Source organism: Streptomyces aurantiaciflavus, assembly GCF_049808595.1.
Classification (GTDB): Bacteria; Actinomycetota; Actinomycetes; order Streptomycetales; family Streptomycetaceae; genus Streptomyces.
The window spans coordinates 56342-81164 of record NZ_JBNCAQ010000033.1 but is presented as its reverse complement, the minus strand read 5'-3'; the positions used below and the strand labels follow the sequence as shown (position 1 = coordinate 81164).

The 24823-nt window shown below is 73.2% G+C and carries 19 protein-coding genes and 1 pseudogene; 4 read left to right on the top strand and 16 right to left on the bottom strand.

Translation table 11 applies throughout. The features are described 5' to 3' along the window. Nucleotides 1-17 precede the first annotated feature (17 nt). A complete protein-coding gene (locus tag ACPT94_RS32250; RefSeq protein ID WP_360342539.1) occupies nt 18-1664 on the top strand; it encodes an RICIN domain-containing protein in 1647 nt (548 codons plus the stop codon). A 20-nt stretch (nt 1665-1684) separates the two neighbouring features. Here ACPT94_RS32250 and ACPT94_RS32245 read toward each other — a convergent pair whose 3' ends face one another. The 4 genes and pseudogenes from ACPT94_RS32245 to ACPT94_RS32230 form a co-directional block, all read right to left on the bottom strand. Then, a complete protein-coding gene (locus ACPT94_RS32245; protein ID WP_425247427.1) occupies nt 1685-2854 on the bottom strand; it encodes a lactate 2-monooxygenase in 1170 nt (389 codons plus the stop codon). Nucleotides 2855-2939: 85 nt separating this feature from the next. Beyond that, on the bottom strand, nt 2940-3635 hold the full coding sequence (locus ACPT94_RS32240) for an alpha/beta fold hydrolase (protein ID WP_425247426.1): 696 nt from the start codon (nt 3633-3635) through the stop codon (nt 2940-2942). Beyond that, nucleotides 3632-4047 (bottom strand): annotated as a pseudogene (locus ACPT94_RS32235) (cytosine permease); the annotation flags it as partial. The gene ACPT94_RS32240 and the pseudogene ACPT94_RS32235, both read right to left, overlap by 4 nt. A 58-nt stretch (nt 4048-4105) precedes the next feature. Continuing rightward, nucleotides 4106-4681, bottom strand: coding sequence for a hypothetical protein (locus ACPT94_RS32230; protein ID WP_425247425.1), 576 nt, complete (start codon nt 4679-4681; stop codon nt 4106-4108). Nucleotides 4682-5016: 335 nt separating this feature from the next. Between ACPT94_RS32230 and ACPT94_RS32225 the strand changes: the two genes are divergently transcribed. Further along, nucleotides 5017-5448 (top strand): protease inhibitor, encoded by a 432-nt coding sequence (locus tag ACPT94_RS32225; protein WP_360342551.1) that lies wholly within the window; start codon nt 5017-5019, stop codon nt 5446-5448. Nucleotides 5449-5644: 196 nt separating this feature from the next. Here ACPT94_RS32225 and ACPT94_RS32220 read toward each other — a convergent pair whose 3' ends face one another. The 11 genes from ACPT94_RS32220 to ACPT94_RS32170 all read right to left on the bottom strand — a co-directional run bounded on the left by ACPT94_RS32220 (nt 5645) and on the right by ACPT94_RS32170 (nt 18050). Further along, nucleotides 5645-5842 (bottom strand): CDGSH iron-sulfur domain-containing protein, encoded by a 198-nt coding sequence (locus ACPT94_RS32220; RefSeq protein WP_425247424.1) that lies wholly within the window; start codon nt 5840-5842, stop codon nt 5645-5647. Beyond that, nucleotides 5823-6476, bottom strand: a complete 654-nt coding sequence (locus ACPT94_RS32215; RefSeq protein WP_425247423.1) for a HemK2/MTQ2 family protein methyltransferase — start codon at nt 6474-6476, stop codon at nt 5823-5825. Before ACPT94_RS32215 ends, ACPT94_RS32220 begins: the two co-directional genes overlap by 20 nt. Nucleotides 6477-6497: 21 nt before the next feature. After that, entirely contained in the window at nt 6498-7505 is a 1008-nt protein-coding gene (locus ACPT94_RS32210) for an iron-containing redox enzyme family protein (RefSeq protein WP_425247422.1), read from the bottom strand. A gap of 416 nt (nt 7506-7921) precedes the next feature. Further along, nucleotides 7922-8116: a hypothetical protein gene (locus ACPT94_RS32205; RefSeq protein WP_360342560.1), complete on the bottom strand. Its 195-nt coding sequence runs from the start codon at nt 8114-8116 to the stop codon at nt 7922-7924. Nucleotides 8117-8143: 27 nt separating this feature from the next. Continuing rightward, complete coding sequence (locus tag ACPT94_RS32200; protein ID WP_360342563.1) at nt 8144-9151, bottom strand: Ppx/GppA family phosphatase; 1008 nt, start codon at nt 9149-9151, stop codon at nt 8144-8146. Nucleotides 9152-9294: 143 nt separating this feature from the next. Next, complete coding sequence (locus ACPT94_RS32195; RefSeq protein WP_360342566.1) at nt 9295-10797, bottom strand: MFS transporter; 1503 nt, start codon at nt 10795-10797, stop codon at nt 9295-9297. 172 nt (nt 10798-10969) lie between these two features. After that, nucleotides 10970-13822: an NHLP bacteriocin export ABC transporter permease/ATPase subunit gene (locus tag ACPT94_RS32190; protein WP_360342569.1), complete on the bottom strand. Its 2853-nt coding sequence runs from the start codon at nt 13820-13822 to the stop codon at nt 10970-10972. Then, nucleotides 13819-16041: an NHLP family bacteriocin export ABC transporter peptidase/permease/ATPase subunit gene (locus ACPT94_RS32185; RefSeq protein WP_360342572.1), complete on the bottom strand. Its 2223-nt coding sequence runs from the start codon at nt 16039-16041 to the stop codon at nt 13819-13821. The genes ACPT94_RS32190 and ACPT94_RS32185 overlap by 4 nt, the downstream gene beginning before the upstream one ends. Further along, nucleotides 16038-16844: an HlyD family efflux transporter periplasmic adaptor subunit gene (locus ACPT94_RS32180; RefSeq protein ID WP_360342575.1), complete on the bottom strand. Its 807-nt coding sequence runs from the start codon at nt 16842-16844 to the stop codon at nt 16038-16040. The genes ACPT94_RS32185 and ACPT94_RS32180 overlap by 4 nt, the downstream gene beginning before the upstream one ends. Before the next feature lie 126 nt (nt 16845-16970). Beyond that, the gene (locus ACPT94_RS32175; RefSeq protein WP_360342578.1) at nt 16971-17186 is read right to left on the bottom strand and encodes a type A2 lantipeptide; all 216 of its coding nucleotides are present in this window, start codon (nt 17184-17186) and stop codon (nt 16971-16973) included. A gap of 450 nt (nt 17187-17636) precedes the next feature. Further along, nucleotides 17637-18050: a PaaI family thioesterase gene (locus tag ACPT94_RS32170; RefSeq protein ID WP_360342581.1), complete on the bottom strand. Its 414-nt coding sequence runs from the start codon at nt 18048-18050 to the stop codon at nt 17637-17639. A gap of 240 nt (nt 18051-18290) precedes the next feature. Here ACPT94_RS32170 and ACPT94_RS32165 point away from each other — a divergent pair, with 240 nt between their 5' ends. Further along, nucleotides 18291-19721, top strand: a complete 1431-nt coding sequence (locus ACPT94_RS32165; protein WP_360342584.1) for a S1 family peptidase — start codon at nt 18291-18293, stop codon at nt 19719-19721. A 237-nt stretch (nt 19722-19958) separates the two neighbouring features. On the opposite strand, the gene ACPT94_RS32160 is transcribed toward ACPT94_RS32165, so the two are convergent. Further along, the gene (locus tag ACPT94_RS32160) at nt 19959-22112 is read right to left on the bottom strand and encodes a SpoIIE family protein phosphatase (protein ID WP_360342587.1); all 2154 of its coding nucleotides are present in this window, start codon (nt 22110-22112) and stop codon (nt 19959-19961) included. Nucleotides 22113-22328: 216 nt separating this feature from the next. Between ACPT94_RS32160 and ACPT94_RS32155 the strand changes: the two genes are divergently transcribed. Then, nucleotides 22329-24773: a SpoIIE family protein phosphatase gene (locus ACPT94_RS32155; protein ID WP_360342590.1), complete on the top strand. Its 2445-nt coding sequence runs from the start codon at nt 22329-22331 to the stop codon at nt 24771-24773. The last annotated feature ends 50 nt before the right edge of the window (nt 24774-24823 follow it).

The following is a 24823-nucleotide window of genomic DNA, read 5'->3' as shown; positions in this document are numbered from 1 at the left end:
CCAAAGGACGCCGCTCAGTGCTCACGCCCCAACCCCCTCGCCCTCCTTACCCCCCGCCCGGCGGGGGCCCCGGAGAATCCGACGAGTCCCTCGCGGCCGGCACGCGCAGTGGCACGGACAGCGAGGTCGCCCAGTCCACCGCGCTGCTGATCGCGCGGCACTGGCAGCCGGTGCACGAGTACGCGGCCATCTGCCTCGCCTCCTCGACGGGCGCCGCGTCCATGGTGACCACGGCCGCGTTCCACCAGGTCTTCGACCGGCTGAAGCTGGGCGAGCCGGGCACCGCGCTGCGGCCCCGGCTGCTGGTGACCGTGCGCGACACGGTCCGGCTGTGGGCCGCCGACGAAGGACTGTCCGCGGTGCTGCCCGAGCTGCGGAAACCGGCGGGTGCCCGCGGGATGCGGACCGCCAAGTCCCTGATCCCCGAGAACCGGGCGCTCACGGAACGCTCCTTCCAGAACCTTCCCCCGGTCGCCCGCTGCGTCCTGTGGCACGTCGAGGTCGAGGCCGAGCCGATCACCGTCGCCGCCGGTCTGCTCGGCATGGACCCCGCCACCGTCGCCGCCGCCCACGAACAGGCCCGGGACAAGCTCCGCGAGGGCTGCGTCCGCGCCCACCGGGAACTCGCGCCCAGCAAGGAGTGCCGCTTCTACAACCGTCTCCTCGACGTCCCCATGCGCCGCGGCGGCGACCTCCTGCCGGACGTCCGCCAGCACCTGGACGCCTGCCGCTACTGCCGCGCCGCGGCGGAACAACTCGGCCATTTCGAGGGCGGGCTGGGCGTGCTGCTGGCCGAGGCGGTGCTCGGCTGGGGCGCCCGCCGCTACGTCGAGTCGCGCCCCGGCCGCGCCGGCCAGCAGCCCGTCCGTCTCAAGGGCTCCAACCGGCGCCGCGGCGGAGGCCGGCGCGCGGCGCGCCGGACCACGCTGCTCGACCGCATACCGGCGCCCCGCCGCCGCGCCGCGGACGGCGCGCGGTCGCCGCGGACGCTGCTCACGGGTGTCGGCCTCGCCTCCGCCGGTCTGCTGACCACCCTGCTCGCCGCCGGTATGTGGTCGGACGACGGCGGTGCCGACCCGGCCGCCTCCACGAGCGCCGCCGGCGGCGCGGCCTCCGGCACCGGCTCCCAGGCCGGACCCACCGCGGACACCACGGCCCCGGACACCGCCCAACTGCCCACCGTGCCGGGGCAGACCAGACTGCGCAACGCCGCCGCCGACCTGTGCCTGGACATCCGGGGCGAGGCGAGGGCGGGCGCCGCCGTCGAGCTGGCCGACTGCTCCACCGGGTCGACCCAGCTGTGGGCGTACGAGGCGGACGGACAGCTGCGCAGTGGGGCCGACCGCGACCTGTGCGTGGACTCCCACGCGGACGCCGGCGTGGTCATCCTGGGCGCGTGCGCGCAGGCCGACGACACCCGTGCCGACGACGTCCGCTACGACCTCACCGTGCAGGGCGAGTTGCTGCCCCGCTGGGGCGACACGCTGGCCCTGGCCTCCACCGGCGAGGACCCCGGCGCCGACGTCGTCGTCAAGGTCCGCGACCACTCCGGCGACCAGCGCTGGCTGACGGACGCCGTCACGGCCAGCCCCGGCTCACTGGAGATCACCGGGACCGAGACGCCGTCGGCGCAGCCGGTCGAGCTGACGGACCGCACGGCCTGACGCGGCCGTCCGGTGGACCGTCACCCCGCCTCCTCCACGAGGTCCGCCGGGCCGACGGTCGCCGGGCCGGCGTGCCCGGACAGGGCCAGGGTGAGGTCCAACTCGGCCAGCAGACACCGGATCACGTGCTCCACGCCGGACTGTCCGTCCAGGCTGAGCCCGTAGACGTACGGCCGGCCGAGCAGCACGGCCCGTGCGCCGAGGGCGAGCGCCTTGAAGACGTCGTCGCCCGTGCGCACGCCGCTGTCGAACAGCACGGTCAGCCGGTCGCCGACCGCCGCCGCGACCCGGGGCAGCGCGTCCGCGGCCGCGACCGAGCCGGCCACCTGCCGGCCGCCGTGGTTGGAGACCACCACGCCGTCCATCCCGGCGTCGGCGGCCAGCCGGGCGTCGTCCGGGTGCAGGACGCCCTTCAGGACGATCGGCCCGGCCCAGTGCTCCCGCAGGAACTCCAGATCCGGCCAGGTCTTCGCCGGATCCGCGAACAGGTTCACGAAGTGCAGCACGGCCGCGTTCGGATCCTCGTGCACCGGCTTGGCCAGGCCCGCCTGGAAGGCCGGGTCGGTGAAGTAGTTGGCGGTGCCCACGCCGTGCAGGAACGGCAGATACGCCTGGTCGAGGTCGCGCGGCCGCCACGCCAGCAGCGGGGTGTCCAGAGTGACGACCAGCACGCTGAACCCGGCCGCCCCCGCCCGCCGGAGGAAACTGCGGGTCACCTCGCGGTCCTTGGACCAGTACAGCTGGAACCAGCGCTCGGCGTCCCCCATCGCCGCGGCCACCTGCTCGATCGGGGTGCTCGACGCCGACGACAGGACGAACGGCACCCCCTGTGCGGCGGCGGCCCGGGCTGCCGCGGACTCGGCCTCCGGATGCATGATCGACAGCACGCCGACCGGGGCCAGCGCCAGCGGGGCGGGCAGGGAGCGGCCGAGCACCTCGACCGACAGATCGCGCTCGTGCACGTCCCGCAGCATCCGCGGCACGATCCGGCGGCGCCGCAGGGCCGCCCGGTTCGCACGGGCCGTACTGCCGTCGCCCGCGCTGCCCGCCACATAGCCGACCGGACCCGGTCCGAGGCGTTGCTCGGTCAGCTCCTCCAGCCGGGTCAGATCGGTGGGCAGCCGGGGGACCGCACCCGTCATCCCGTTCAGATAGATCTCGTACTGGAAGTCCGCCCAGTGCTTCGCCATCCGGATGTCCCGCCTCTCGTCGTGGCACGTCGTCGCCCGTCGTCGAGCACGCGGCCGCGCGCCGACGATACGGCGGGGCCGCACCTCAGCGGGAGACGGCCGACTCGCGCAGGATCCGGGCGAGTTCGCGCGGCTGCGAGAACATCGGCCAGTGGCCGGTGTCCATCTCCACCAGCTCCCATCCCTCGCCCTTGAGCAGCTCGGCCACCGCGGGCATCGGCTCGTCGCCGTCCAGCAGGCACTTGATGTACGTGGCGGGGAGGGCGTCGAGGGGGCGGCTGACGGCGGCCGGTTCGAGAAGGGTGGCGCCCGGATGCGGGGTGGCTCCCTCGACGAACCGGCGGACCTGCTCGTCCGTCAGCCCCTGGCCCGCGCAGTCGTCCGCGGTGAGCGGCGGCCAGAAGCCGTCATGGGCCGCGATCGCCTCCCGCACAGGGTCGCTCGGCCAGCCCGACAGGAACGACTCCCCGTCGACGGGCACGTTCGCGTCGACGAACACCACCCGCCGCAGCCGGTCGCCGATCCGCTCGGCTGCCTGCCCGACCGGTATCCCGGAGTAGCTGTGCCCGACCAGGACCACGTCCCGCAGGCCGAGCCGCTCGACCTCGTCGACGACGTCCCCGACATGGGTCTCCAGCCCCGCCGGGACTCCCTGCTTCTCGGCGAGCCCGGACAGTGTGAGGGGATGTGCGTCCTCCCCGGCGGCGCGCAGCTCCGCCGCCACCTCGTCCCACGCCCACGCACCGAGCCAGGCCCCCGCCACCAACACGAAATGAGTCATGCCCGCACCGTAGCCGAGGGGTCTGACAACGGCCCTTCGTCAACTCCCGTACCCGGCCTGGTGATCGGCGGCACCGGCACGTCCACGGTCCGGGCGAGCCGCGCTTCCTCGGGCCCGTACGCCGCCCGGGGCTCCGGGAACAGCCGCAGCAGCGCCAGGTAGAGCACGGCGGCGAGAGCGAGGGACAGCGGCAGGCTGAGGTCGACGCCGTTCGCCAGGTCGCCGCGCGGGCCGACGAACCGGCCGGGATGTCGCTGCACAGCACGCCCACGAGGGCCGACACCCACCAGGCGGTCGTGTCGCGCCGGTTCCAGCCGTGCGCGAACCAGTAACGTCCGCCGCGCTGACGCCGGTTGAAGACCTGGAGGGACTCGGGGTCGTACCAGCCGCGCCGGGTGTGGAAGCCCGGCATGCGGGACGGGGTCTGCCGAACGTACGGGGGTGGGGGAGAGCCCCGGCCGGCGGGCGCATCATCCTTCTTCCACGTCCTGTCCGGACGAATCGTCCCGGGAATCCGTCACCTCCTCCGCGTCCGGCCCCTGAGCTCGCACTCGCTGGACGTGCTCCAGGGACTCCCGCAGCTCGTTGAGCCAGTCGTCGGCGTGCCGCTGGACCAGCCGGACGCACCAGGCGAGCGCGTCACTGCGGCTGCGCGCCACGCCGGCGGCGATCAGGGTGTCGAGGACCTGCCGCTCGGGCTGCCGCAGCCGGGTCATCACCGGTGCGGCCACGTGGGTGAACAGGGCGCGCTGCCCGTCGCACACCACACCCCACGACACCTTCTTGCGGAACCGGTGCTCGGCGTCCCGGGCCACGGCCATCCGGGTCTCCCGGGTGCGCTCCCGGAACTCCTGGATCCGGGCGGTCACGGCCGCCTCGCGCTCGGCGGCCGGGGCGTCCTCCGCGAGTCGGGGCGCCGGGACACGGCCGACGACCGTGATCTCCTCCCGGTCGACCGACACCTCGGTGAGTTCCTCGAACAGGTCGTCGGGCAGCCGCCCGGCGAACCAGCCCCGCAGCTTCTCTTTCTGCGCCTCTGTAATCATGTAATGACGATTACTCCGCTGGTACATGAACACAAGGGGACGCGGAGGAGTCAGCCGAGAGCGGAACGGGGAGCGGAGCGGAATGTTTCAGGCCGATTAACGGACCCATGAAAACCGGTCATCGCGGCGGACCGGGGGATCATGAAGCGCTTGCTTGCGGCGTTGTAACGTTCGAATTCCGTGACTTCGCGCCACTGATTCAACACGAAAGGTTACTGAAACCGGTGGGGTCGATGTGAGTTTCGGCGGCGGACTCGGCAGGATCGGCGTCGCCGCGTCCGGCTCCGATCGCGCCGGACCGGCCCACCCCCGAATCGAGCGGAAGGATGCACACAATGCGGAACACCGCGCGCTGGGCAGCGACCCTCGGCCTCACGGCCGCCGCCGTCTGCGGACCCCTCACCGGGTCCGCGCTCGCCGCCCCGGCCGCCCCGGCCTCGCTCTACGCCCCCTCGGCCCTGGTGCTGACGCTGGGGCACGGAGAGAACGCCGCCGCCGTCGACCCGGCCCGTGCCGTCACCCTGACCTGCGCGCCGGGACCCTCCGGCAGCCACCCGGCCGCCGCCCTGGCCTGCGCCGAACTGCGGGCCAGCGGCGGTGACTTCGAGGCGCTGGCCGCGACGGGCGACGCGCTGTGCACCAGGGAGTACGACCCCGTCGTCGTCACCGTCGACGGCGTCTGGCAGGGCAAGCGTGTCTCCTATGAGCGGACCTTCGCCAACGAGTGCGTGAAGAACTCCACCGGGAGCGTCCTCTTCGCGTTCTGAGACCGGGATCGCGTGGCCCCCCGTGGACGCCGCGAGAGGCTCGTGACGTGGGGAGTACGGGCCACTTGACACGGGACCACCGCGATCTCGCACCAGGGGCCGGACGGGCGGAGTGGGGCCGCCCGCCGGCCCCTGGTATCACCGTACGGGCGCATCACCGTGAAGGCGTGTCACCGGGGGCGCCCCCGGTTCTCCGTCAGACCCGGTCGCGATGGCTCGTGTCGCACCATGGATAGCGGCGGCTGCGCCGGCAGGTGCACAGGGCGACCCGGAAGCGGTCGGAGGCGACCGTCGAGCCGTCCTCCAGCTGCACTTCCACCGGGCCCTCGACCAGCAGGGGCCCCTTGCGCTGGACGGTGATCCGGCGGGGCTTGTCACCAGGGGAGTTCGGCACGGACGACCACCAGTTCCTCGTTGTTCTCCTCGGCGGACAGCAACCCGCGAGCACGCAGCCAGCCCTCGCGCGACCGCAGGACCGGTCCGAAGGGGATGCGGCGGCGCCGGGTCACCGAGGCCTTCATACCGGCCGCGCGCAGAAGCGCGAGCGTGCGGTCCGGGTCGCTGAGGGCGGAGTGCACGATCAGCAGCACCCCGCCGGGGCGCAGCAGCGTCGGCGCCTCCCGGCAGATCCGGTCCAGGACCAGCCGGCCGTCCCCGCCCGCGTCCCAGGCCCGGGCCTCACCGCGCGGGTCCCGCCGGCCGCCCGGGGCCGGCACATACGGGGGATTGGCCAGGATCACATCGAAGGACCGCCCGTGCACGGGGCCGAAGAGGTTCCCGTGCCGCACCCGCACCGGCAGCCGGGCCCGCCACGCGTTCCAGCGTGCCACGCACACCGCCCGCCAGGACACGTCGACCGCGGTCACACGGGTGCCCCGCCGCGCTGCCTGCAGGGCGAGCGCGCCGGAGCCCGTCCCCACGTCGAGGACGTCCGCGCCCGGCCGGAGCGGCTCTTCGGACAGCGCCCCGGCCAGCAGGTCGGTGTCCTCCTGAGGGGCGTACACGCCCGGAAGTACCAGCGGATTCACGCGGACCAGGTACCCCGGCCATCAGGAAATATGGGCCATTTCGGCATTGAGGGGTGTGTGCAGGGAGGAGCGTCCCGCGCGCCAGGCGGTGAGCAGACGGTCCGCGAGGCGGTCCTCCAGCAGGCCGGTGACGCCGATGCCGAAGGCCACATCGGGGGCCAGATGCGGCTCCTCTTCCAGCAGACCGCCGATGACGTCGTGCCGGACGACCTGCTCGTGGACCGCGTCGGCCTCCACGTGCTCGTCGTAGAAGTACGCGGCGGCGGGCCCCGCGCCCGTGCGGCGCATCGCCTCGGCGAGCCGCCGGGAACCGGGCGAGGAGGTGATCTCGACCGTCGCGAAGTGCCCGACGAGGGCGCCGCGGAGGGAGCGGTGCAGGCCGAGCAGGGACATGAGGTTGACGGTGGCCAGCGTCTCGGCGCACGCGGCGTCGAGATAGCGGCCGTAGGCGGTGTCCAGGCCCAGGTCCGTCATCAGGTCCGCGAACAGACGCGCGTGGACGCGGTCGGGGCGGCCGCCGCCGTACTCGTCGAACTCCACCGCCGCCATGGCCGCCTTCGCCCGGCCCCACAGCCGGGGCAGCACCCAGGCGTGCGGGTCGGCCTCCTTGAGGTGGTACAGGGAGCGCTGCGCCGCGTACTCGCGCAGCTGCCACAACTCGCCCTCGCCGCACAGGAAGTGGGACACGCCGGTGCCCTCGACGGGCTCGACGAGGAGCTCCGCGAGGGCGTCGTCGACCGTGTCGTGGACCGGCGTGTCGGCGCGCAGGGCGGTCAGGAAGCGGTGCTCCAGCGCGGCGCGGACCCGCAGCAGCTCGGGGTCCCACTCATGGTCGCAGGCCACCCCGGCGAAGCCGCGGTAGTGCAGTTCGTAGCAGAGGTACAGGGCCAGCTGGAGGTCGTCGCCGTACACGGACGCCCGCGCGACCGCCTCGGCGGGCGGGAGCGGGCCCGTGTCCAGCAGGTACTCCCGGACACTCGCGGAGAGCGGCCCCCGGGCGGCCGGCAGACGTGGTCCTTCGTGAGCCATGCGCGCCGGGTACCCCGCCGGTACCGGGTCATCCGCCCGCCCAGGTCGTACCGGCCGTCGACCTGGACGTCCGAACCCGGCTGACCGGCGATGCCGGCGGAGACCGGCCCCGCAGCACCGGCCGTGCCCTGGCCTGCGTCATCCGGGCGCCGGCCGAGCGGCCGCCTGGGGGTTGCCCGGTTGGGCGCGGTTCGTCGGGCTCGTCTCTGTGGTGTGGTTCGCCGGGCTGGGTTTGATGTTCGGCCGGCAGTTGGCCGTGGCCGCCGTGCCCTGGCCGGAGCCGCCCGTGCGCCGGCCGAGCGGCCGCCTGGGGGCGCCCGGTCGGGCGGGGTTCGTCGGGCTCGCGCTCAGGGGTACCGCTCCCCGGGCGGGGCGGCGGCGCGATGCGCGGCCTCGCGGCCTCGCGGCCCCGGGCGTCAGTCGCCCTGCGACTCCTCCTCCGCGCGGGTGTTGGGGGTGATGGCCTCGGCGGCCTCGCCCCTGTGGCGTCGCTCGGCTCGTTGGTCGTCGGTGGGGTGGAGTTCGGCGTCCTCCACCTCCCGCAGCACCTCTTCGAGGGCGGTCCTGGGGCGGTCGTGCTCTGCTTCGGGGTGCTTGGCGTCGTCGGACACGGAGATGCCCCTTTCCGGAGGGTCGGGTCAGTTCTTGGCGGAGGCGATGCGCAGCGGCACCGGATCCGGGGGCGCGCTCTCCTCGGCGAGCCGGGCGACCTCCGCCCACCAGGACGCGCCGTCCTCGATGTGGCGCAGCATGACGCCCTCGCGGATCGCCCACGGGCACACGGTGACCGTCCTCAGACCGATCAGCTTCATCGCCGTGTGCCCGACCACCGCGCCGGCCAGGCTCTGGGCGGCGCGCGGCGCGGAGATGCCGGGCAGCCGGGCGCGTTCCGCGGCGGGCAGGGCGGCCAGCCGGGTGACCGCCCGGCCCAGATCACCGGAGTCCAGCGTGCGTGCGACGAACGGACCGTGGCGTCCGGGCGGCGCCCCGCACAGCCGCCCCAGCTGCTGGAACGTACGGGAGGTGACCACCGCGGTGCGCGGGCCCTCCCAGCGGATCCGGGCGGCGACGTCACGGAGCTGGTGGCGCACCTTGCGCCGCAGCGCGCGGACGAGCTCCGGGGGCGGCGGGTCCTGGTCGGCGAAGAACTCGTGGGTCAGCCGGCCCGCGCCGAGCGGCAGCGAGGCCACGAAGTCCGGCAGCCGGCCCCGCCCGAACGCCACCTCGAACGAGCCGCCCCCGATGTCCATCAGCGCGAGCGGCCCCGAACGCCAGCCCATCCAGCGCCGGGCGCCGAGAAAGGTCAGCTCGGCCTCCACCTCGCCCGGCAGGGTGCACAGCGGGACACCGGTCCGTGCGCGGACCGTGCGCAGCACCTCGTGCCGGTTCGGTGAGCTGCGCACCATGGCGGTCGCGAACGCCAGCGGGCTCGCCGCCCCCCACCGGGTCGCGGTGCGGCTCGCGGCGGCGACCGCGCCGACGAGCCGCTCGACCGACTCGTCGGGGATGGGTTCACCCGGCCTCACCTGCTCCGACAGCCGCAGCCGCCACTTGGCCGTGTGCACCGGCAGCGGTACGCCGTCCTCCGCGTCCGCCACCACCAACCGCACCGTGTTAGATCCCACGTCCAGCACGCTGATTCTCATGACCGGGCGAGTACCCATGCGGGCGCCTTCATACGTCACGCAGAGGCATGCTCCGCCTACGCACCGGCGTGGTCCGGCCACACGAGAGGGGCCGCCGTCCCCGCTCGGACGGCGGCCCCTCGGCCCGGATCCCGGTGCGTCGGTCACATGTGGACGACCGGTGCCGCGTTCGCGTCCTGCTCGGGCACCCCGCGACGGTGGAGCAGGAACGCGATGACCGCGCCCGCCGCGAAGAAGCCCGCCGACCACCAGAACGCGGTGGTGTAGCTCTCGATCGTCGCCTGCGCCTGCACGGCCTTGCTGGTCGCGTCCCGGCCGGCCAGGTAGTCGGTGGCGGCGCTCGCCGCGAGGGTGTTCAGCAGCGCCGTACCGATCGAGCCGCCCACCTGCTGCATCGCGTTGACCGTGGCGGAGGCCACGCCCGCGTCCTCGGCGGCGACTCCGCCGGTGGCCAGCTGCATGGCGGGCGGCATGACCAGGCCGAGGCCCACGCCGATCACGATCAGCTGCGGCAGCACCGCGGTCGCGAAGTCCGAGTCCGTTCCGATGCCGGTGAGCCAGGCCATGCCGGCCGCGGAGATCGCGAAGCCGAGCGGCACGACGATCTTGGGCCCGATCCGCGGCACCAGAACCGTGGTGCCGACCTGCGCCGTCACCATCAGCGCCCCGACCATCGGCAGGAACGCCACACCGGTCTTCGTGGGGCTGAAGCCGAGGTTGAGCTGCAGGTAGTAGGTGAGGAAGAGGAACACGCCGAACATGCCCGCGCCGGAGATCAGCACGGCGAGGAAGGAGGCCGCGCGGTCCCGGTCGAGGAGGATGCGCAGCGGCAGCAGGGGGTGCGCGGACCGCGTCTGCCACCAGGCGAAGGCCGCCAGCAGGACGCCGCCCGCGATCAGGAAGCCCCACGTCTGCGGTGAGCCCCAGTCGTGGGTCTCGGCGTTGGAGAAGCCGTAGACCAGGGCGAAGAGACCACCGGCGACCAGGAGGGTGCCGGGCACGTCGAGCTTGGCGTTGGCGGCGTCACGGTGGTTGCTCAGCAGCAGCCAGCCGCCGGCGAAGGCGACGACCGCGATGGGCACGTTGACGAACAGCGTCCAGCGCCAGTCGAGCGCGTCGGTCAGCAGCCCGCCGAGCAGCAGGCCCACCGCACCACCGGCGCCCGCGATGGCGCCGTACACGCTGAACGCGCGGGCGCGTTCGCGGGCGTCGGTGAACGTCGTGTTGAGCAGGGACAGGGCGGCCGGCGCGAGGAGCGCGCCGAAGGCGCCCTGCAGGGCGCGCGCCGTGACCAGCATCCCGAAGCCGCTCGCCGCGCCGCCGAGCGCGGAGGCCACCGCGAACCCGGCGACACCGACGAGGAAGGCGGGCTTGCGGCCGAAGAGGTCGGCGATCCGGCCGCCGAGCAGCAGCAGCGAGGCGAACGCGAGCGCGTAGGCGGTCACGATCCACTGCCGGTTGCCGTCGGAGAACCCGAGGTCGGCCTGGGCCGAGGGCAGGGCGATGTTCACGATGGTGGCGTCCAGCACCACCATCAGCTGCGCCAGGGCGACGATCGCGAGGATCCACCACCGCTTGGACGAGGCGGCGGGCGCCGCCTGGCCGGCACCCGTGCGGGTGCCGTCGGACAGGGTCTTCTGGGACATCGGTGAACCACTCCGGGGAACTCGTCCGAAAGTAATGGACCGGTAAACGAAACCGTTTCGTACACATCGAGCCTAGAGTACTTCGATCGAAACGGCAACGTTTCGTTCTGGGGCCTCCCGGAGAGGGCCGGGGGGAGGGCGGAAGAAGGCGGAGGAGAGGGCCGGAGGGTCGTCAGGCCAGCTGTCGGCGCACCAGCTCGTGCAGCCGCCCGTTCGGGTTCGCGAGGAGCTGCGCGGGCGGACCCTGTTCGGCGACCTTGCCGTTCTCCATGACCACGACGCGGTCGGCGTCCATGACGGTGGACAGACGGTGGGCGATGACGACGCGGGTGGCGTTGAGCTTGCGGGTGCTCTCGATGACCGTGCGCTGGGTCTCGTTGTCGAGGGCGCTGGTCGCCTCGTCGAAGAAGAGGATGCGCGGCCGCCGGATCAGCGCCTGCGCGATCATCAGCCGCTGGCGCTGACCGCCCGAGACCGACCCGCTGCCCGAGACGATCGTGTGCAGGCCCATCGGCATCCGCCTGATGTCCTCCGCGAGCCCCGCCATCTCGGCCGCCGCCATCGCCTCCTCCGGCGTGTACGACTCGGTGCCGCAGATGACGTCCAGGATGGAGCCGGTGAACGGCTGCGCGTGCTGGAGCACCACCCCGCACTGCCGGCGTACGGCCGACTGGTCGAGGGCCGCGAGGTCCTGGCCGTCGTACAGCACGCTGCCCGACACCGGGCGGTCGAAGCCGATCAGCAGCCGGAGCAGGGTGGACTTGCCGCAGCCGCTCGGGCCGACGATCGCCACGAACTCACCCGGACGCACCTCGAAGGACACGTCGTCCAGGACGAGGGGGCCGTCGTCGGAGTAGCGGAACGACAGCCGGCGGGCCTCGACCGCGCCGGACAGCGGCCCCGGCCGGGTGCTCGCCGCGCGGACCTCGGGGGTCGCCTCCAGCACCGGCCGGATCTCCTCGAACAGCGGCAGCGCGGCCACCGCCGACACGAACGCGCCGGTCAGCGAGGTGACCGAGGTCAGCAGCATCGTCATCGACGTGTTGAAGGTGAGGAAGTCCGCCGCCGACAGCGCGCCACGCGCCGGACCGGCCAGCAGCATGAACATCAGCAGCGAGCACAGCGGCAGGTACACCGCGCCCAGCACCGTGTTGAGGTTCTTGATCCGGCCGAGCCGCTGCTGCAGCTCACGGCTGCGGGCGAACCGCTCCGCCCAGGCCGCGTACGCGTAGTTCTCCGCGGCCGCCACCCGCAGCTTCGGCAGGCCCCGCAGGGTCTGGAACGCCTGGTTGTTCAGCTTGTTGGAGAGCACCACCAGCCGCCGCTGCCAGCGCACCTGCCACAGACCCAGCCCCAGGAACACCCCGGCGATGACGACGAGCATCCCGATCGCGGCCAGCGCCATCGGAACGCTGTACCACAGCAGCAGCCCCAGGTTCATGGCGCCGATCGTCACCGACTGCGCCACCGACGGGCCGAGGCCCGCCAGCAGACGGCGGATCGCGCTGATGCCCATGGCCGCGCCTGCCAGTTCACCGGTCGAGCGCTCCGCGAAGAACTTCGTCGGCAGCCTGAGCAGCCGGTCCCACACGGCCGGCTGGAGCGTCGCCTCGATCCGGCCCTCCAGGCGCAGGATCGTCAGGTTCTGCAACAGCATGAAGGCCGCCGCCACCACGCTGCTGACCATCACCGCCAGACACACCTGCACGATCAGCCCCTGCTGGGCCCTGGGCACGTACTCACCGAGCACCTTGCCGGTCGCGATCGGCACCAGCGCCCCGATCGCCACCGTGACCAGCCCGCTGAGCAGCAGATGCGCCAGGTCCCCGCCGGTGCCGCGCATGCTGAACCGCAGCAGCCCCAGCGGGCTGAGCCTCCGCTCGGGCAGCGGACGGTAGAACATGACGGCCCGCGGCTCGAACTCCTCCGCGTTGGCCTTCTCGATCGGCGTCTCCCGCCCGGTCGCGGGATGCACGGCGACATAGCCGCCGCGCCGCCACAGCAGCGCGACCGGCGCCCCGGACAGCGCCCGGTGACCCACCAGCGGGCCCACGTCGTCCCGCCACCAGCGGCCGTCCAGCCGTACCGCACGGGTGCGCACGCGGGAGGCGAGGGCCACCTGCTCGACCGGGTCGAGACGGTCGTTGCCGGCGCCCATCCGCGCGGGCTCCGCCAGCGTGATCCCGGCCGCCCGGGCGACCAGCCGGCACGCGGCGAAGGTGGCGTCCGCGTCGGCGGACGTGGCGCGCTGCGCCGACTTCTTGCCGATCGACGCGAGCAGCGTCCGGTCGGCCTGGACGCGCACCGCCTCACCGGCCTTGATCCCGGCGGCGGTGCGCGTCTCGTGGGTGCGCTCCAGCTGCTCGATCCAGCGGTCCAGCGTGGTCAGCAGCCGGTACTGCTGGTCGACCATGGACTGCCACACCGCGGGGTCCATCAGCAGATCCGCGGCGGCCTCCGCGCCGTACAGCGATCCGTACTGGACGCTGCCGGGCGGGACCTGCATCCAGAACACGTCGTCGTCGTCCCCGGTGCTCGCGTACGCCCGCACGGGGGCGCCCCCGCCCTCGGCGGGCTTCTCGCTCGCCATCGGCGCCTGGAAGAGGACGGACAGGCCACGGCCGACGCCCAGCGCGAGCGCGTACTCCAGAGGGCTCGAAGTGGGCGGTACGTACTGGGGGTTGCCGTACTCGTCGTAGGACCAGGTCTGGGTGCTCGCCGGCTGGTACAGCTCGCGCAGGTCGATGCGGTGGACCACGCAGTCGCGCGACGGGCGCGCCACCAGGGTGTGCTGGGGACCGGCGACCGGGCCGAGCAGCAGGGAGCCCGCCTCCAGACGGCCCAGGTGGTGCCAGTGGCCCTGCTGTTCGGCGTCCACCGCGAACAGGTCCAGCGCACCGGCCGCGACCAGCCAGAGCACCTGCGGCCCTTCGAGGTCGAGGCGGCTGAAGCCCGCGCAGTCGATCCGCGCGCCCATCTGCCCGAGCGCGGCGAGGACGAGGTCGCCTTCGTGCATGGCCGTCACCGCTCCCTGACCAGCGCCGCGTACGCCCCGCCGCGCGCGACGAGGTCCTCGTGCCGCCCGCGCTCCACGACCGCGCCGTGCTCCAGGACGACGATCTCGTCGCTGTCGCGGACCGTGCTGAGCCGGTGGGCGATCACCACGCACGCGCAGCCGCGCCGGCGCAGGTTGTCCATGACGACCAGCTCGGTCTCCGCGTCCAGCGCGCTGGTCACCTCGTCCAGGACGAGGATGCTGGGCCGGCGCACCAGCGCCCGGGCGATCTCCAGACGCTGCCGCTGCCCGCCGGAGAAGTTGCGGCCGTCCTGCTCGACCTTGCTGTGGACGCCGCCGGGCCGCCGCATGACGACGTCGTACAGGGCCGCGTCCCGCAGGGCCTCGACCACGGCGTCGTCCGGGATCGACGGGTCCCACAGCGCCACGTTGTCGCGGACGGTGCCCTCGAAGAGGAAGACCTCCTGGTCGACGAAGGAGACGGAGGCGGCCAGGGCGCCACGCGGGATGTCCTCCAGGCGCTGCCCGTCGATGCGGATCACGCCCTCCCAGGGGGTGTACAGGCCGGAGATCAGCCGGGACACCGTCGACTTGCCGCTGCCCGAGCCGCCGACCAGCGCCACCTGCTGCCCGGGTCCGACGGTCAGGTCGAAGCCGGCCAGCAGCGGCTTGTCGAGGGGGCTGTAGCCGAAGGTGATGTTCTGCAGTTCGACGTGCCCGTGCAGCCGGCGCGTCGAGTCGGCGCCCGCGCGACGGTCGTAGAGGGGGTCGGCACGGAAGTTCTCCACGTCCTTCAGGCGGGCCACGTCCGCTGCGAAGTCCTGGATGCGGCCCGCGACGCCGTTGAGCCGGGTCAGGGGAGCGGTGAAGCGGGTGACCAGCGCCTGGAAGGCGACCAGCAGGCCCACCGAGATGTGGCCCTCGATCGCCCGCATGCCGCCGATCCACAGGATCAGCGCGCTGTTCAGCGTGGCGAGCGTCGGCGCGACCACGCCCAGCCAGGCGCTCGGCACCCCGAGCCGCTGCTGTTCCTCCAGGGTCGTGGCGTGCTGCCCGGCCCACTTGCGGAAGTAGCCGTCCTCCCCGCCGGTCGCCTTCATCGTCTCGATCAACTGCAGCCCGGTGTACGCCGTGTTGGTCAGCCGCGCGTTGTCCGCGCGCAGCTTGGCCGTACGGGTCGCGCGCAGCCGGATCACGACCCGCATGGCCACGATGTTCAGCAGGGCCACGCCGATGCCGACGAACGTGAGCTGGGGGTCGTAGGTGTAGAGGAGGACCGCGTACAGGACGACGACCACGGCGTCCACGCCCGCTGAGGCCAGGTCGCGGGCCAGGGTCTCGGCCACGGCGTCGTTGGACTGCAGGCGCTGCACCAGGTCGGCCGGGCTGCGCTGGGAGAAGAAGGTCACCGGCAGCCGCAGCAGATGGCGCAGGAAGCGGGCGCTGGACAGGGTCGAGGAGATGATGCGGCCGTGGTGGAGGTTGGCCTGCTGGAGCCAGGTCAGCGCGACCGTCAGCAGCACGCACGCGCCCATGGACGTGAACAGCACGTCCAGCAGGGAGGTCTGACCGCCGATCAGGAACATGTCGATGTAGGTCCGGCTCAGCGCCGGAACGGCCGCGCCCACCAGGACCAGCAGCAGGCTGGCCAGGACAGCGGCCGGAAGGGTGCCCGCGGTGCCGCGCAGCCGGGCGGGCATCGCGCCCAGCACACCCGGCCTGCGCCCGCCCCGCTCGAAGCCCTCGCCCGGCTCCAGCACCAGCACCACACCGGTGAAGCTGCCGTCGAAGTCCTCCATCGGCACGAAACGCCGGCCCTTGCCGGGGTCGTTGACGAACACGCCCCGACGGCCGAAGCGGCGGCCCATGCCGTCGTAGACGACGTAGTGGTTGAACTCCCAGAAGAGGATCGCCGGCGCCTTCACCTCGGCGAGGGCGGCCAGGTCCATCTGCATGCCCTTGGCCGTCAGACCGTAACTGCGGGCCGCCTTCAGCAGGTTGCTCGCCCGCGAGCCGTCCCGCGAGACACCGCACGCGATGCGCAGCTCCTCCAGCGGGACGTGCCGGCCGTAGTGGCCGAGCACCATCGCGAGGGATGCGGCCCCGCACTCCACGGCCTCCATCTGGAGCACGGTGGGCGTACGGACGGTCTTCGCCCCGCTCTTGGGGATCGAACGCCGGGGTGGCGCGGCACGCCGTCTGCCGCGGGTTTCCTGAGCGGTGGTCACGGGAGCAGCCAATCGACGGGACGCTGATCGGCCAGCCGGATCGAGCCCGTGGCCATGGTCATGGAGGTGAGGGCGTACGGCGGCCCGTCCGCGGAGGACCACCGGTAGCCGCTCTTCGTCGACCTGGAGGTGTCGAGACGGACCAGGACGGCCACCGGGCGGCCCTTCTTCGTGAACTGCTCGCCCAACTGGCTGTCGCCGAGGAACGCGGCGATCTGCTGGGCCGACTGGGCCGTGCGGTCCACCGACTTCACATGACCGCGCAGCACGCCGTACCGCTGGGACGGCACGGTCTGCACGGTCAGGTCGACGGCCGCGTCGGCCGGGATCGAGGCGGCGTTCTCGGCCGGGACGTACACCGTCGCGTACAGCGGGTCGTCGGCGTGGGCGACCTTCTCCACGGCGGCGACGTTCGCGCCGGTCGAGATGATCTGCCCGATGGTGGCGGCGAGCGCGGTGATCCGGCCCGCGGCGACCGTGCGCACCACGGTGTCGCCCTCGGCCGTACGCACCTTCAGCACGGGGGAGTCGGCGGGCAGTCGCTGGCCCTCCTCGGCGAGCACGGCGGTCACCTGGCCCGCGGCGGGGCTCTGCAGGATGTAGCTGCCCTCGCCGTGGGTGAGGACGGCCGGGGCGCTCACCGTGGACGCGACCGAGCCGGTCACCGCCCACACGGACGCGGCCGCGAGGGCGACCACGGTCACGGACAGCACCAGCCAGCCCTGGGGGCGCGCGAAGCGCACCGGCAGGTCGAGTTCCTCCGGCGACTGGAGCTTGGCGAGGGCCTGTTGGCGGAACTGCAAGGGACTTCCCTCACCGGTCGGAACCTGTCGGGGACTTCGGGGGCGCGGGGCTCGGCGCGTTCCACGGCGCCCGAGAGTCCCGGAGCCGTGACGGCTCCGGGACTCAAAGGGGTCACAAGGGCGCGATCAGAGACCGGCGACCAGGTTGGTGACCGGGGCGGTGTTCAGGCCGGTGACACCCTCGACGGTGCCGACGGCGGTGTCGAGCAGGCCGGAAACCGGGGCGATGCCGTCCACCAGGCCGGTGGCGGTGCCCAGGGCGTTCACGGACAGGCCGCCGGAGACGTTGTCGAGGTCGGCGTCGGCGATCTCGACGGTCTCAACCTGGGGGGTGGAGTTCATGGTGGAACTTCCCTTCATATGGATAACTCGTAAGGGGGAGCGGCCCCCTCTGGGGACAGACGACGGCCGCGACCGCGGGCGCCGGGCACCCGTTTCCGGGACCCTGCGGCCCCCGCGGTGCGATGGATCAAAGCAGGTCCACCGCCGACGCAGCCAATCAATCACCGCTCTCACCAGGGCACTTGCGTCACATGAGCGGTGAACGGTGCAGGCGCGCCCACGTCTTGTCGGCGACTTCTTCACACCTCGGGCGGGGTTCGCTCGGATGAGCGGTGGGTGTCGTCGCGGCGAATCCGACACTCCCGCCCCAATGGCATGGCGGGGGTCGGCGCAGTTGTGCAGAACCCCTGCTTCCCGTGACCCGCTTGGGCAATCGATGTGCAGATTCTCTGAAGCAGGGATTCCGCTCTTTGATCGGAACGGACCGTCAGTGGACGGTTACCGCTGGTATCAGCCCAGGAGTGCGTAGACCGTGCTCGCCCGCGCCGCGAGCTCGCCCGATCTCTCGGCCGTCATCGTGATGTCCGCGAACGCCATCCGGCGGCCCAGCTTCGTCAGGACCGCTTCGATCAGGACATCCGAATCGGCCACCGCCCGCTGGAACGACGTGGACTGCTGCACCGTCGTCATCGGCACGAAGCCCCCGCGGGCGGCCGACACGGCGATCACGGTGGCGGTGTCCGCGGCCGCCATCAACGCCTGCCCGGACAGCCCCCCGCCCTCCCGTGCCAGCTCCTGTGACCAGGGAAGACGCAGCAGCGCCCGGTCGTCTCCGAGGGTTTCGACGGACAGACCCAGAGCGCGCACCCAGGGTGCGAAGCAGTCGGAAAGGATCTTGTCGGCTTCGGTGATCGTCATCGTCATATGGGCGATTGCTCCCCGGGGCGGCAGGTCAGACGCGGGTCATGGCCGATTCCGTGTTTCGCAAAGGAAGTTGGCAAACGCGATTGAACGCATCACGCGTCCCCTGCGTACCCATGGCCAACCAGGCGCCGCTGTACGGAGCTGCCGACCACCGGCAGCCAGACCCCGTCCCCCAGGAGGTCGAGTTTTTTGAGTCACAAGCGAGTTACGAAGCGTAAGGCCATCGTCGCGGTCGGTGGAGTGGCGGCGCTCGGAGCGGCGGCCATTCTGCTTCCCCAGGCCAACGCCTCCCAGGACGGCGGTTCCAACGGCGCCGCCTCGGTGAAGACCCTCAAGGCGGGCGACGCCTCGGACCTCGCCTCGCAGCTCGAGAAGCTGCTCGGGGACGCCTTCGCCGGCTCGTACTACGACTCCGACCAGCAGCAGCTGGTGGTCAACGTCGTCAACGTCTCCGGTGACGACAACAACGTCATCGTGCAGGCCAAGAAGGCCGGCGCCAAGGTCCGCGAGGTCGAGAACAGCACGGCCGAGCTGGAGTCGGCCGCCAAGACGCTGAAGGCCAAGGCGACCATCCCGGGCACCGCGTGGGCGGTCAACCCCCGGACGAACCAGATCCTGGTCACCGCCGACTCCACGGTCACCGGCGGCAAGTGGGACCAGCTGGAGTCCACCGTCCAGAGCCTCGGCACGGGCATGGCGACCATCCAGAAGTCGAAGGGCACCTTCAAGACCTTCGCCTCCGGCGGTGACGCCATCTTCGGCGGCGGAGCGCGCTGCTCCCTCGGCTTCAACGTCACCGCGGGCGACGGTTCCCCGGCCTTCCTGACGGCCGGTCACTGCGGGGTCGCGGCCGAGCAGTGGTCGGACTCCGAGAACGGCCAGCCGATCGCCACCGTCGACCAGGCGGTGTTCCCCGGCGAGGGCGACTTCGCACTCGTGAAGTACGACGACCCCGCCACGCAGGCCCCGAGCGAGGTCAACGTCGGCAACCAGACGGTCGCGATCAACCAGGCCGCCGACGCGACGGTCGGCACGCAGGTCTTCCGGATGGGCAGCACGACCGGACTCGCCGACGGCCAGGTCCTCGGGCTCGACGCCACCGTCAACTACCCCGAAGGCACCGTCACCGGCCTCATCCAGACCAACGTCTGCGCCGAGCCCGGCGACAGCGGCGGCTCCCTGTTCACCCAGGACGGCCAGGCGCTCGGCCTGACCTCGGGCGGCAGCGGCGACTGCACGGTCGGCGGTGAGACCTTCTTCCAGCCGGTGACCACCGCCCTGGAGGCGGTCGGCGCGACCCTCGGCGACGCCGGTGCGGGCGCCGGCGGCCAGGCCGGCGCCGGTGAGGAAGCGGGTGCGGGCGAGGGTGCCGGTGCGGGCCAGGACGCCGGGGCCGGCGGCGAGGCCGGTGCCGGTGACGAGGCCGGCGGCCAGGGTGCCGGCCAGGAGCAGGGTGCCGGTCAGGAGCAGGGTGCCGGCCAGGAGCAGGGTGCCGGTCAGGAGCAGGGTGCCGGCCAGGAGCAGGGTGCTGGTCAGGAAGCCGGTCAGGACCAGGGTGCCGGTCAGGAAGCCGGTCAGGACCAGGGCGCTGGTCAGGAAGCCGGTCAGGACCAGGGTGCCGGTCAGGAAGCCGGGGCCGGTGACAACGCCGGGGTGAACGAGAAGCACTGACCCGGCTGCTGACGCAGACCCACCGATCGGCCTCACAGCGGTTCCGGCCGATCGGTGGCACGGTCCGGCCCTCCGGCGGGAGGGCCGGACCGACGCGTTCCGGCGACCGACACGACGTCAGGCGCCTTCGGGGGTGAGCCGCGTGCGGTCGCCACGCGCCCGGCGCAGGGACGAAAGTCCCCCCGAACCGTCGCGGAGCCCGGAACGGCACCCACCCGAACAGACGACAGCGGCGCGTCAGTCGTCGCCCCGCACCCGCAGCAACAGCAGTGCCACGTCGTCGACGCGCTCCTCCGCGGCCGCGTAGTGGCCCACGAGGCAGTCGGCCAGGTCCTCCAGCGGCCGCTCGCCCGCGTCGGTGAGCCGGCGGCCCAACTCGGTGACCGCGTCCTCGATGTCCACGCCGGGCGACTCGATCAGGCCGTCGGTGTAGAGGGCGAGGACACAGCCGGGGGAGAGGTCGATCTCCGCGGTCGCGTACGTGGCCTCGCCGTCGATGCCCAGCAGAGGGCCGCCCGCGAGGTCGAGGACGCGGACCCGGCCGTCCGCCCGGCGCAGCAGCGGCGGCGGATGACCGGCCCGGGCCATGACCGCACGTCCGTGTTCCGGGTCCAGCCGCAGGTACAGGCAGCTGGCGAACAGGTCGGACCCGAGATCGATCAGCAGCCGGTTGGTGCTGCGCACGACCTCCGCCGGCTCCTGGCCCACCGTCGTGTACGCCCTCACGGCGGTACGGATCTGCCCCATCAGCCCGGCCGCGGTCACGTTGTGACCCTGTACGTCCCCGATCACCGCGGCGGGCAGTGGCCGCGAGGGGATCAGGTCGTAGAAGTCGCCGCCGATCTCCATGCCGCGGGTGGCGGGCAGGTAGCGGGCGGCCGTCTCCATGCCGGGCACGGACGGCAGCGAGTGCGGCAGCAGGGCCGCCTGCAGTCCGTGGGCGAGCCGGTGCTTGGTGTCGTAGAGCAGCGCCCGGTCCAGGGCCTGGGCTATCAGCCCGGCCACACTGGTCAGCACCGCCCGCTCGTGCGTGGAGAACGTGCGCGGCTCGGCGTAGGCCAGGACGCACGCGCCCACCGGGCGGCCGGAGGCGATCAGCGGCAGGTACGCCCAGGCCGCGAAGCCGTCGGGGGTGCCGTGCCGGGCCGGGTAGAGCCGTTCGAGCTGCTGCCACGAGTCGAAGAACGCCGGCACCCCGTGCGCGACGACGTGCGCGCCCGGCGCCGGGGCGTCCAGCGGCATCCCGTCGAACCGCTCCACCACCCGCGGATCGGGATAGCCGTGGTGCCCCAGCACCCGCAGCCGGCCCGCCCGCGCGCCGAGCAGCACCAGCGCCCGGCTGCCCACGGCCGGGGCGATCTCGTCCGCCACCAGCCGCACCACGTCCTGCACGCTCACCGTCTCGGTCAGCGCCCCGGCGAGACTCAGGGCCTGCGACATCGACACCAGGCGGGTCGGCGCGTCCCCCGCGCCCGTCCCGGTCGCCTCCGTCCCGGCCACGGACCGGGCCCGGCTGATCCGCACGCTGATCCCGGTGGTGCTCGGATACAGCCGGAACGACAACCACTCGGAGGGCGGGCGCAGCGCCACGAACGACGTGGCGTTCTGGCTGAGCAGCGCGGCCCGGTACCGTTCCTCGTACATCGGATCGTTGAGCCAGGGCACCGACGCCCACAGCTGTGTGCCCAGCAGCTCGCCCACCGGGACGCCCAGCAGGTCGGCCGCCGCCGCGTTGGCGAAGCCCACCCGCCCCCTCAGGTCCAGCGAGCACATCCCGTACGGCAGCCGGGCCACCATCCGGGCCGCCTCCACCGCGCCGAGGGTGTCGGAGACGCCGCCCAGGGGCCACGCCTGCAGCAGATCGGTCTCGGCGCGCACCGCACGGTTCTTTGCCGCCGCCCGTTCCAGCCGCGTCGCGAGCCGCGCACAGGCCGACTCCAGCTCCTGCCGCTCCCGGTCGGACAGCTCCGGCGGATGCGAACCCGGCCAGGTCACGAAGACCGCGCCGTACACCTTGGACTCGGTCGCCACCGGCAGCGCGGCCAGCGCGAAGGGATACGGCAGGACGACGGCGATCCGCGGATAGCGGCGGGCCATGTCCACCTGGCCGCCCACCCACACCAGCCGCCGCTCGCGCACCGCCTCCGCGACCGGGATCGGCGCGCTCAGCCCCACCCGCTCCCAGGGCGCCGCGAACGCCCGGGGCATCCCCGCCATCACCGCCATCCCCAGCACCGGCTCGTCGGGCTGGCGCAGGTAGACCGCCCCGGAGTGCGCCCCGACCGCCTCCATCATCCCCGCCAGCGCCAACGACAGCAGCGGAGGGCCGACCGGCGTCTCGACGGCCGCCGTCGGCCGGCCGGACCCGCGTCCGTCGGACACAGCGACCACCTCCTCGCCGGCCGCTCGGTCCCAGGAACCAAATCTGCCCCCTGACGGCGCCGCGCGCACGGCGAGCGGCGTCGGCCCGCGCCGCGGTGTACACGGCCGGCGAGCGCCCATGTCCTGGGGCGATGCGGGCCGCGCCGTACCGGCGCCACACCCTCCGCCGTCCACGCAACGGTCGCAGGGGCTGCGCGAACGTCTCATAAGCGCTGTAATACGGACGTGGTCAGTCAGGGTGCTGCGGAGCGCAGAACGCGAACACTGCGTGCCGAAGTTGCCCTCAAAACGATCACAGCCGATCCCGCCTCACCCGAACGGGTGCGACGTGTCCTCGAACAGGCGCTCGTCTTCGCGGGCGCGACCCTGGCCGCCGTCTACACGCCCGGCGACGACGCCGACCTGCTCTGCCTGCTCGAATCGGCCGGTGTCCCACGGGTCCTCTACGGACTGCGCGACAGCTACCCCGTCGACGGGCGCTCCCCGGCCGCCGAGGCCCACCGCGAGGGACGGCCCGTGTGGCTCGGCCCGGAGGAGCTCGCCGACTCGGCCGCATCGCGTCGGATGCCCGCCCAGGACGTCCATCTGGCGGCCCTCCCCGTGCACGACGGCGCGGGCGGCTGCCTCCTCGCCGTCAGCGAGAGCGCCGGCGGCTTCGACCCCGACGACCGCGAGTGCCTCGCCCTCGTCGCCGAGGCCGTCGCCCTCCCCGCCCCCGCCGCCCCGGCCGAGGGCGAGGAACTGCGTGCCAACGCCTTCAGCCTCGCCATGGACAGCGGGCGCGTCGAGGCCGGCGACGAGATCCTGGAACTGTTCGGCCTCAGCCGGGCCGCGTTCGACGGCCGGGTGGAGACGCTGCTCAGCCACACCGTCCCGGAGGACCTGCCCTCGCTGATGTCCGTGGTCGAGGCCGGGCACATGTCGATCGGCGACCGCGAGCTGGAGTTCCGGGTGCTGCGCCCCGCCGGCCCGCCCAGATGGCTCCGCCTGCGCGGCCGGCTCGTGCCCGGCGGCGAGGGCCACCCGGCGCGCCTCGTCGGCACCGTCGCCGACGTCTCGACCCTGCGTCCCGACGTCACCGACGTGGCCCGCGTCCAGCGCCTCGCCGCCGCGCTCGCCACCGCCGGTACCGTCCGCGACGTCAGCCAGGCCGTCGTCTCCGCCCTGCGCGCCCCCCTCCAGGCCGACCGCATCGCCCTGGCCGAGCTGGAGAACGACCGGCTCGTCGTCACCGTCCTCGACCCGCCCGAACCCGAGGCCTGGCCCGAGCTGTGGCGGCTGGAGTGGCGCTCCGAGTGGCCCGACGCGCCCGTGCGCGCCATGCCCACCCTCGCCGCCGCGCTGCGTGAGGGCCGCGCCCAGATCTGGCCCGCCGGAACCGCCCTGGAACCCGCCCTCGCGGAGGTCGGCCCCGGCGGCCTCGCCGTTCTGCCGTTGCCCGCCGCGGGCCGGATGGCCGGCGCCTGCCTCATCGGCTGGGACACCCCCCACGACTTCGGCCCCGACGAACGCGCGCTGCTCACCGCCTCCGCTGGCCTCGTCGGACAGGCCCTGATGCGCGCCCACGCCTTCGACGCCGAACACGAGCTCGTCGGCATGCTCCAGCGCCAGCTCCTGCCCCGCCGCCTGCCCAAACTTCCCGGCGCGGTCGCCGTCGCCCGCTACCTGCCCGCCACCGCGGGCCTGGAGGTCGGCGGCGACTGGTACGACGTGATCCCGCTGCCCGAGCACCACGTCGCCCTCGTCATCGGCGACGTCCAGGGACACAGCACCGCCGCCGCCACCCTCATGGGCCAGATGCGCACCGCCCTGCGCGCCTACGCCGCCGAAGGACACCCGCCGGACGTGGTGGTCGCCCACGCCAACCGGCTGCTGACGGAGATGGAGACCGACCTCTTCGCCACCTGCTGCTACGTCGACCTCGACATGGAGACCGGCACCGCCTGGTGCGTACGGGCCGGGCACCCGCCGCCCGTCCTGCGCCACCCCGACGGCACCACCGAGATCGCCGAGTCCGACGGCGGCCCCCCGCTCGGTGTGCTCACCCAGGCCGACTTCCCGATGGCCCCGCTGCGCCTGGTGCCCGGCACCGTCCTCGCCCTGACCACCGACGGGCTGCTGGAGTCCGCCGAGTCCGACATCGACGCCGGCCTGACCCGCCTCGCCGACGGCCTCACCCTCTCCGACCCCGCCCACCTCGGTCTGGTCGCCGACGCCCTCCTCGGCAACGCCCACCGCGGCGACGACGTCGCCCTGCTCCTCCTGCGCTACGACGGCATGGCCGTACGGCCCCTGCGCGAGGGCTGGACGGTGTGGCGGGTGCCCGAGGCGGCCCGGCACGCCCGCCGCTTCTCCCGCCGCACCCTGCGCGCCTGGGGTCTGCCCGCCGACACGATGGACGCCGCCCTGCTCGTCGTCACCGAACTCGTCACCAACGCCCTCGTGCACACCGACGGCCGGGTCCGCCTCGACCTCACCCTCGTCAACGACCGTCTGCGCATCGCCGTCACCGACGCCTCGCCCCGCACCCCCGTCAAACCGACCAGTCTCAGCTGGGAGGCGACCGGCGGCCGCGGCATCCTCCTCGTGGAGGCCGTGTCCGACGCATGGGGAACGGTCCCGGTCAGCGGCGGCAAGCAGGTGTGGAGCGAGCTCCCGCTGGAGGGGTGAGCCCAGGTGCCTGTCTCGGGTGGGCCCAGGTGCCCGTCCGGCGGGTCATG

What these genes read in the sequence shown, in the direction of transcription:
- ACPT94_RS32245 (WP_425247427.1), bottom strand. Translation starts at nt 2,854, where the DNA reads ATGGCGAAGCACTGGGCGGACTTCCAGTACGAGATCTATCTGAACGGG.
- ACPT94_RS32240 (WP_425247426.1), bottom strand. Translation starts at nt 3,635, where the DNA reads ATGACTCATTTCGTGTTGGTGGCGGGGGCCTGGCTCGGTGCGTGGGCG.
- ACPT94_RS32230 (WP_425247425.1), bottom strand. Translation starts at nt 4,681, where the DNA reads ATGATTACAGAGGCGCAGAAAGAGAAGCTGCGGGGCTGGTTCGCCGGG.
- ACPT94_RS32225 (WP_360342551.1), top strand. Translation starts at nt 5,017, where the DNA reads ATGCGGAACACCGCGCGCTGGGCAGCGACCCTCGGCCTCACGGCCGCC.
- ACPT94_RS32210 (WP_425247422.1), bottom strand. Translation starts at nt 7,505, where the DNA reads ATGGCTCACGAAGGACCACGTCTGCCGGCCGCCCGGGGGCCGCTCTCC.
- ACPT94_RS32200 (WP_360342563.1), bottom strand. Translation starts at nt 9,151, where the DNA reads ATGAGAATCAGCGTGCTGGACGTGGGATCTAACACGGTGCGGTTGGTG.
- ACPT94_RS32195 (WP_360342566.1), bottom strand. Translation starts at nt 10,797, where the DNA reads ATGTCCCAGAAGACCCTGTCCGACGGCACCCGCACGGGTGCCGGCCAG.
- ACPT94_RS32175 (WP_360342578.1), bottom strand. Translation starts at nt 17,186, where the DNA reads ATGAACTCCACCCCCCAGGTTGAGACCGTCGAGATCGCCGACGCCGAC.
- ACPT94_RS32170 (WP_360342581.1), bottom strand. Translation starts at nt 18,050, where the DNA reads ATGACGATGACGATCACCGAAGCCGACAAGATCCTTTCCGACTGCTTC.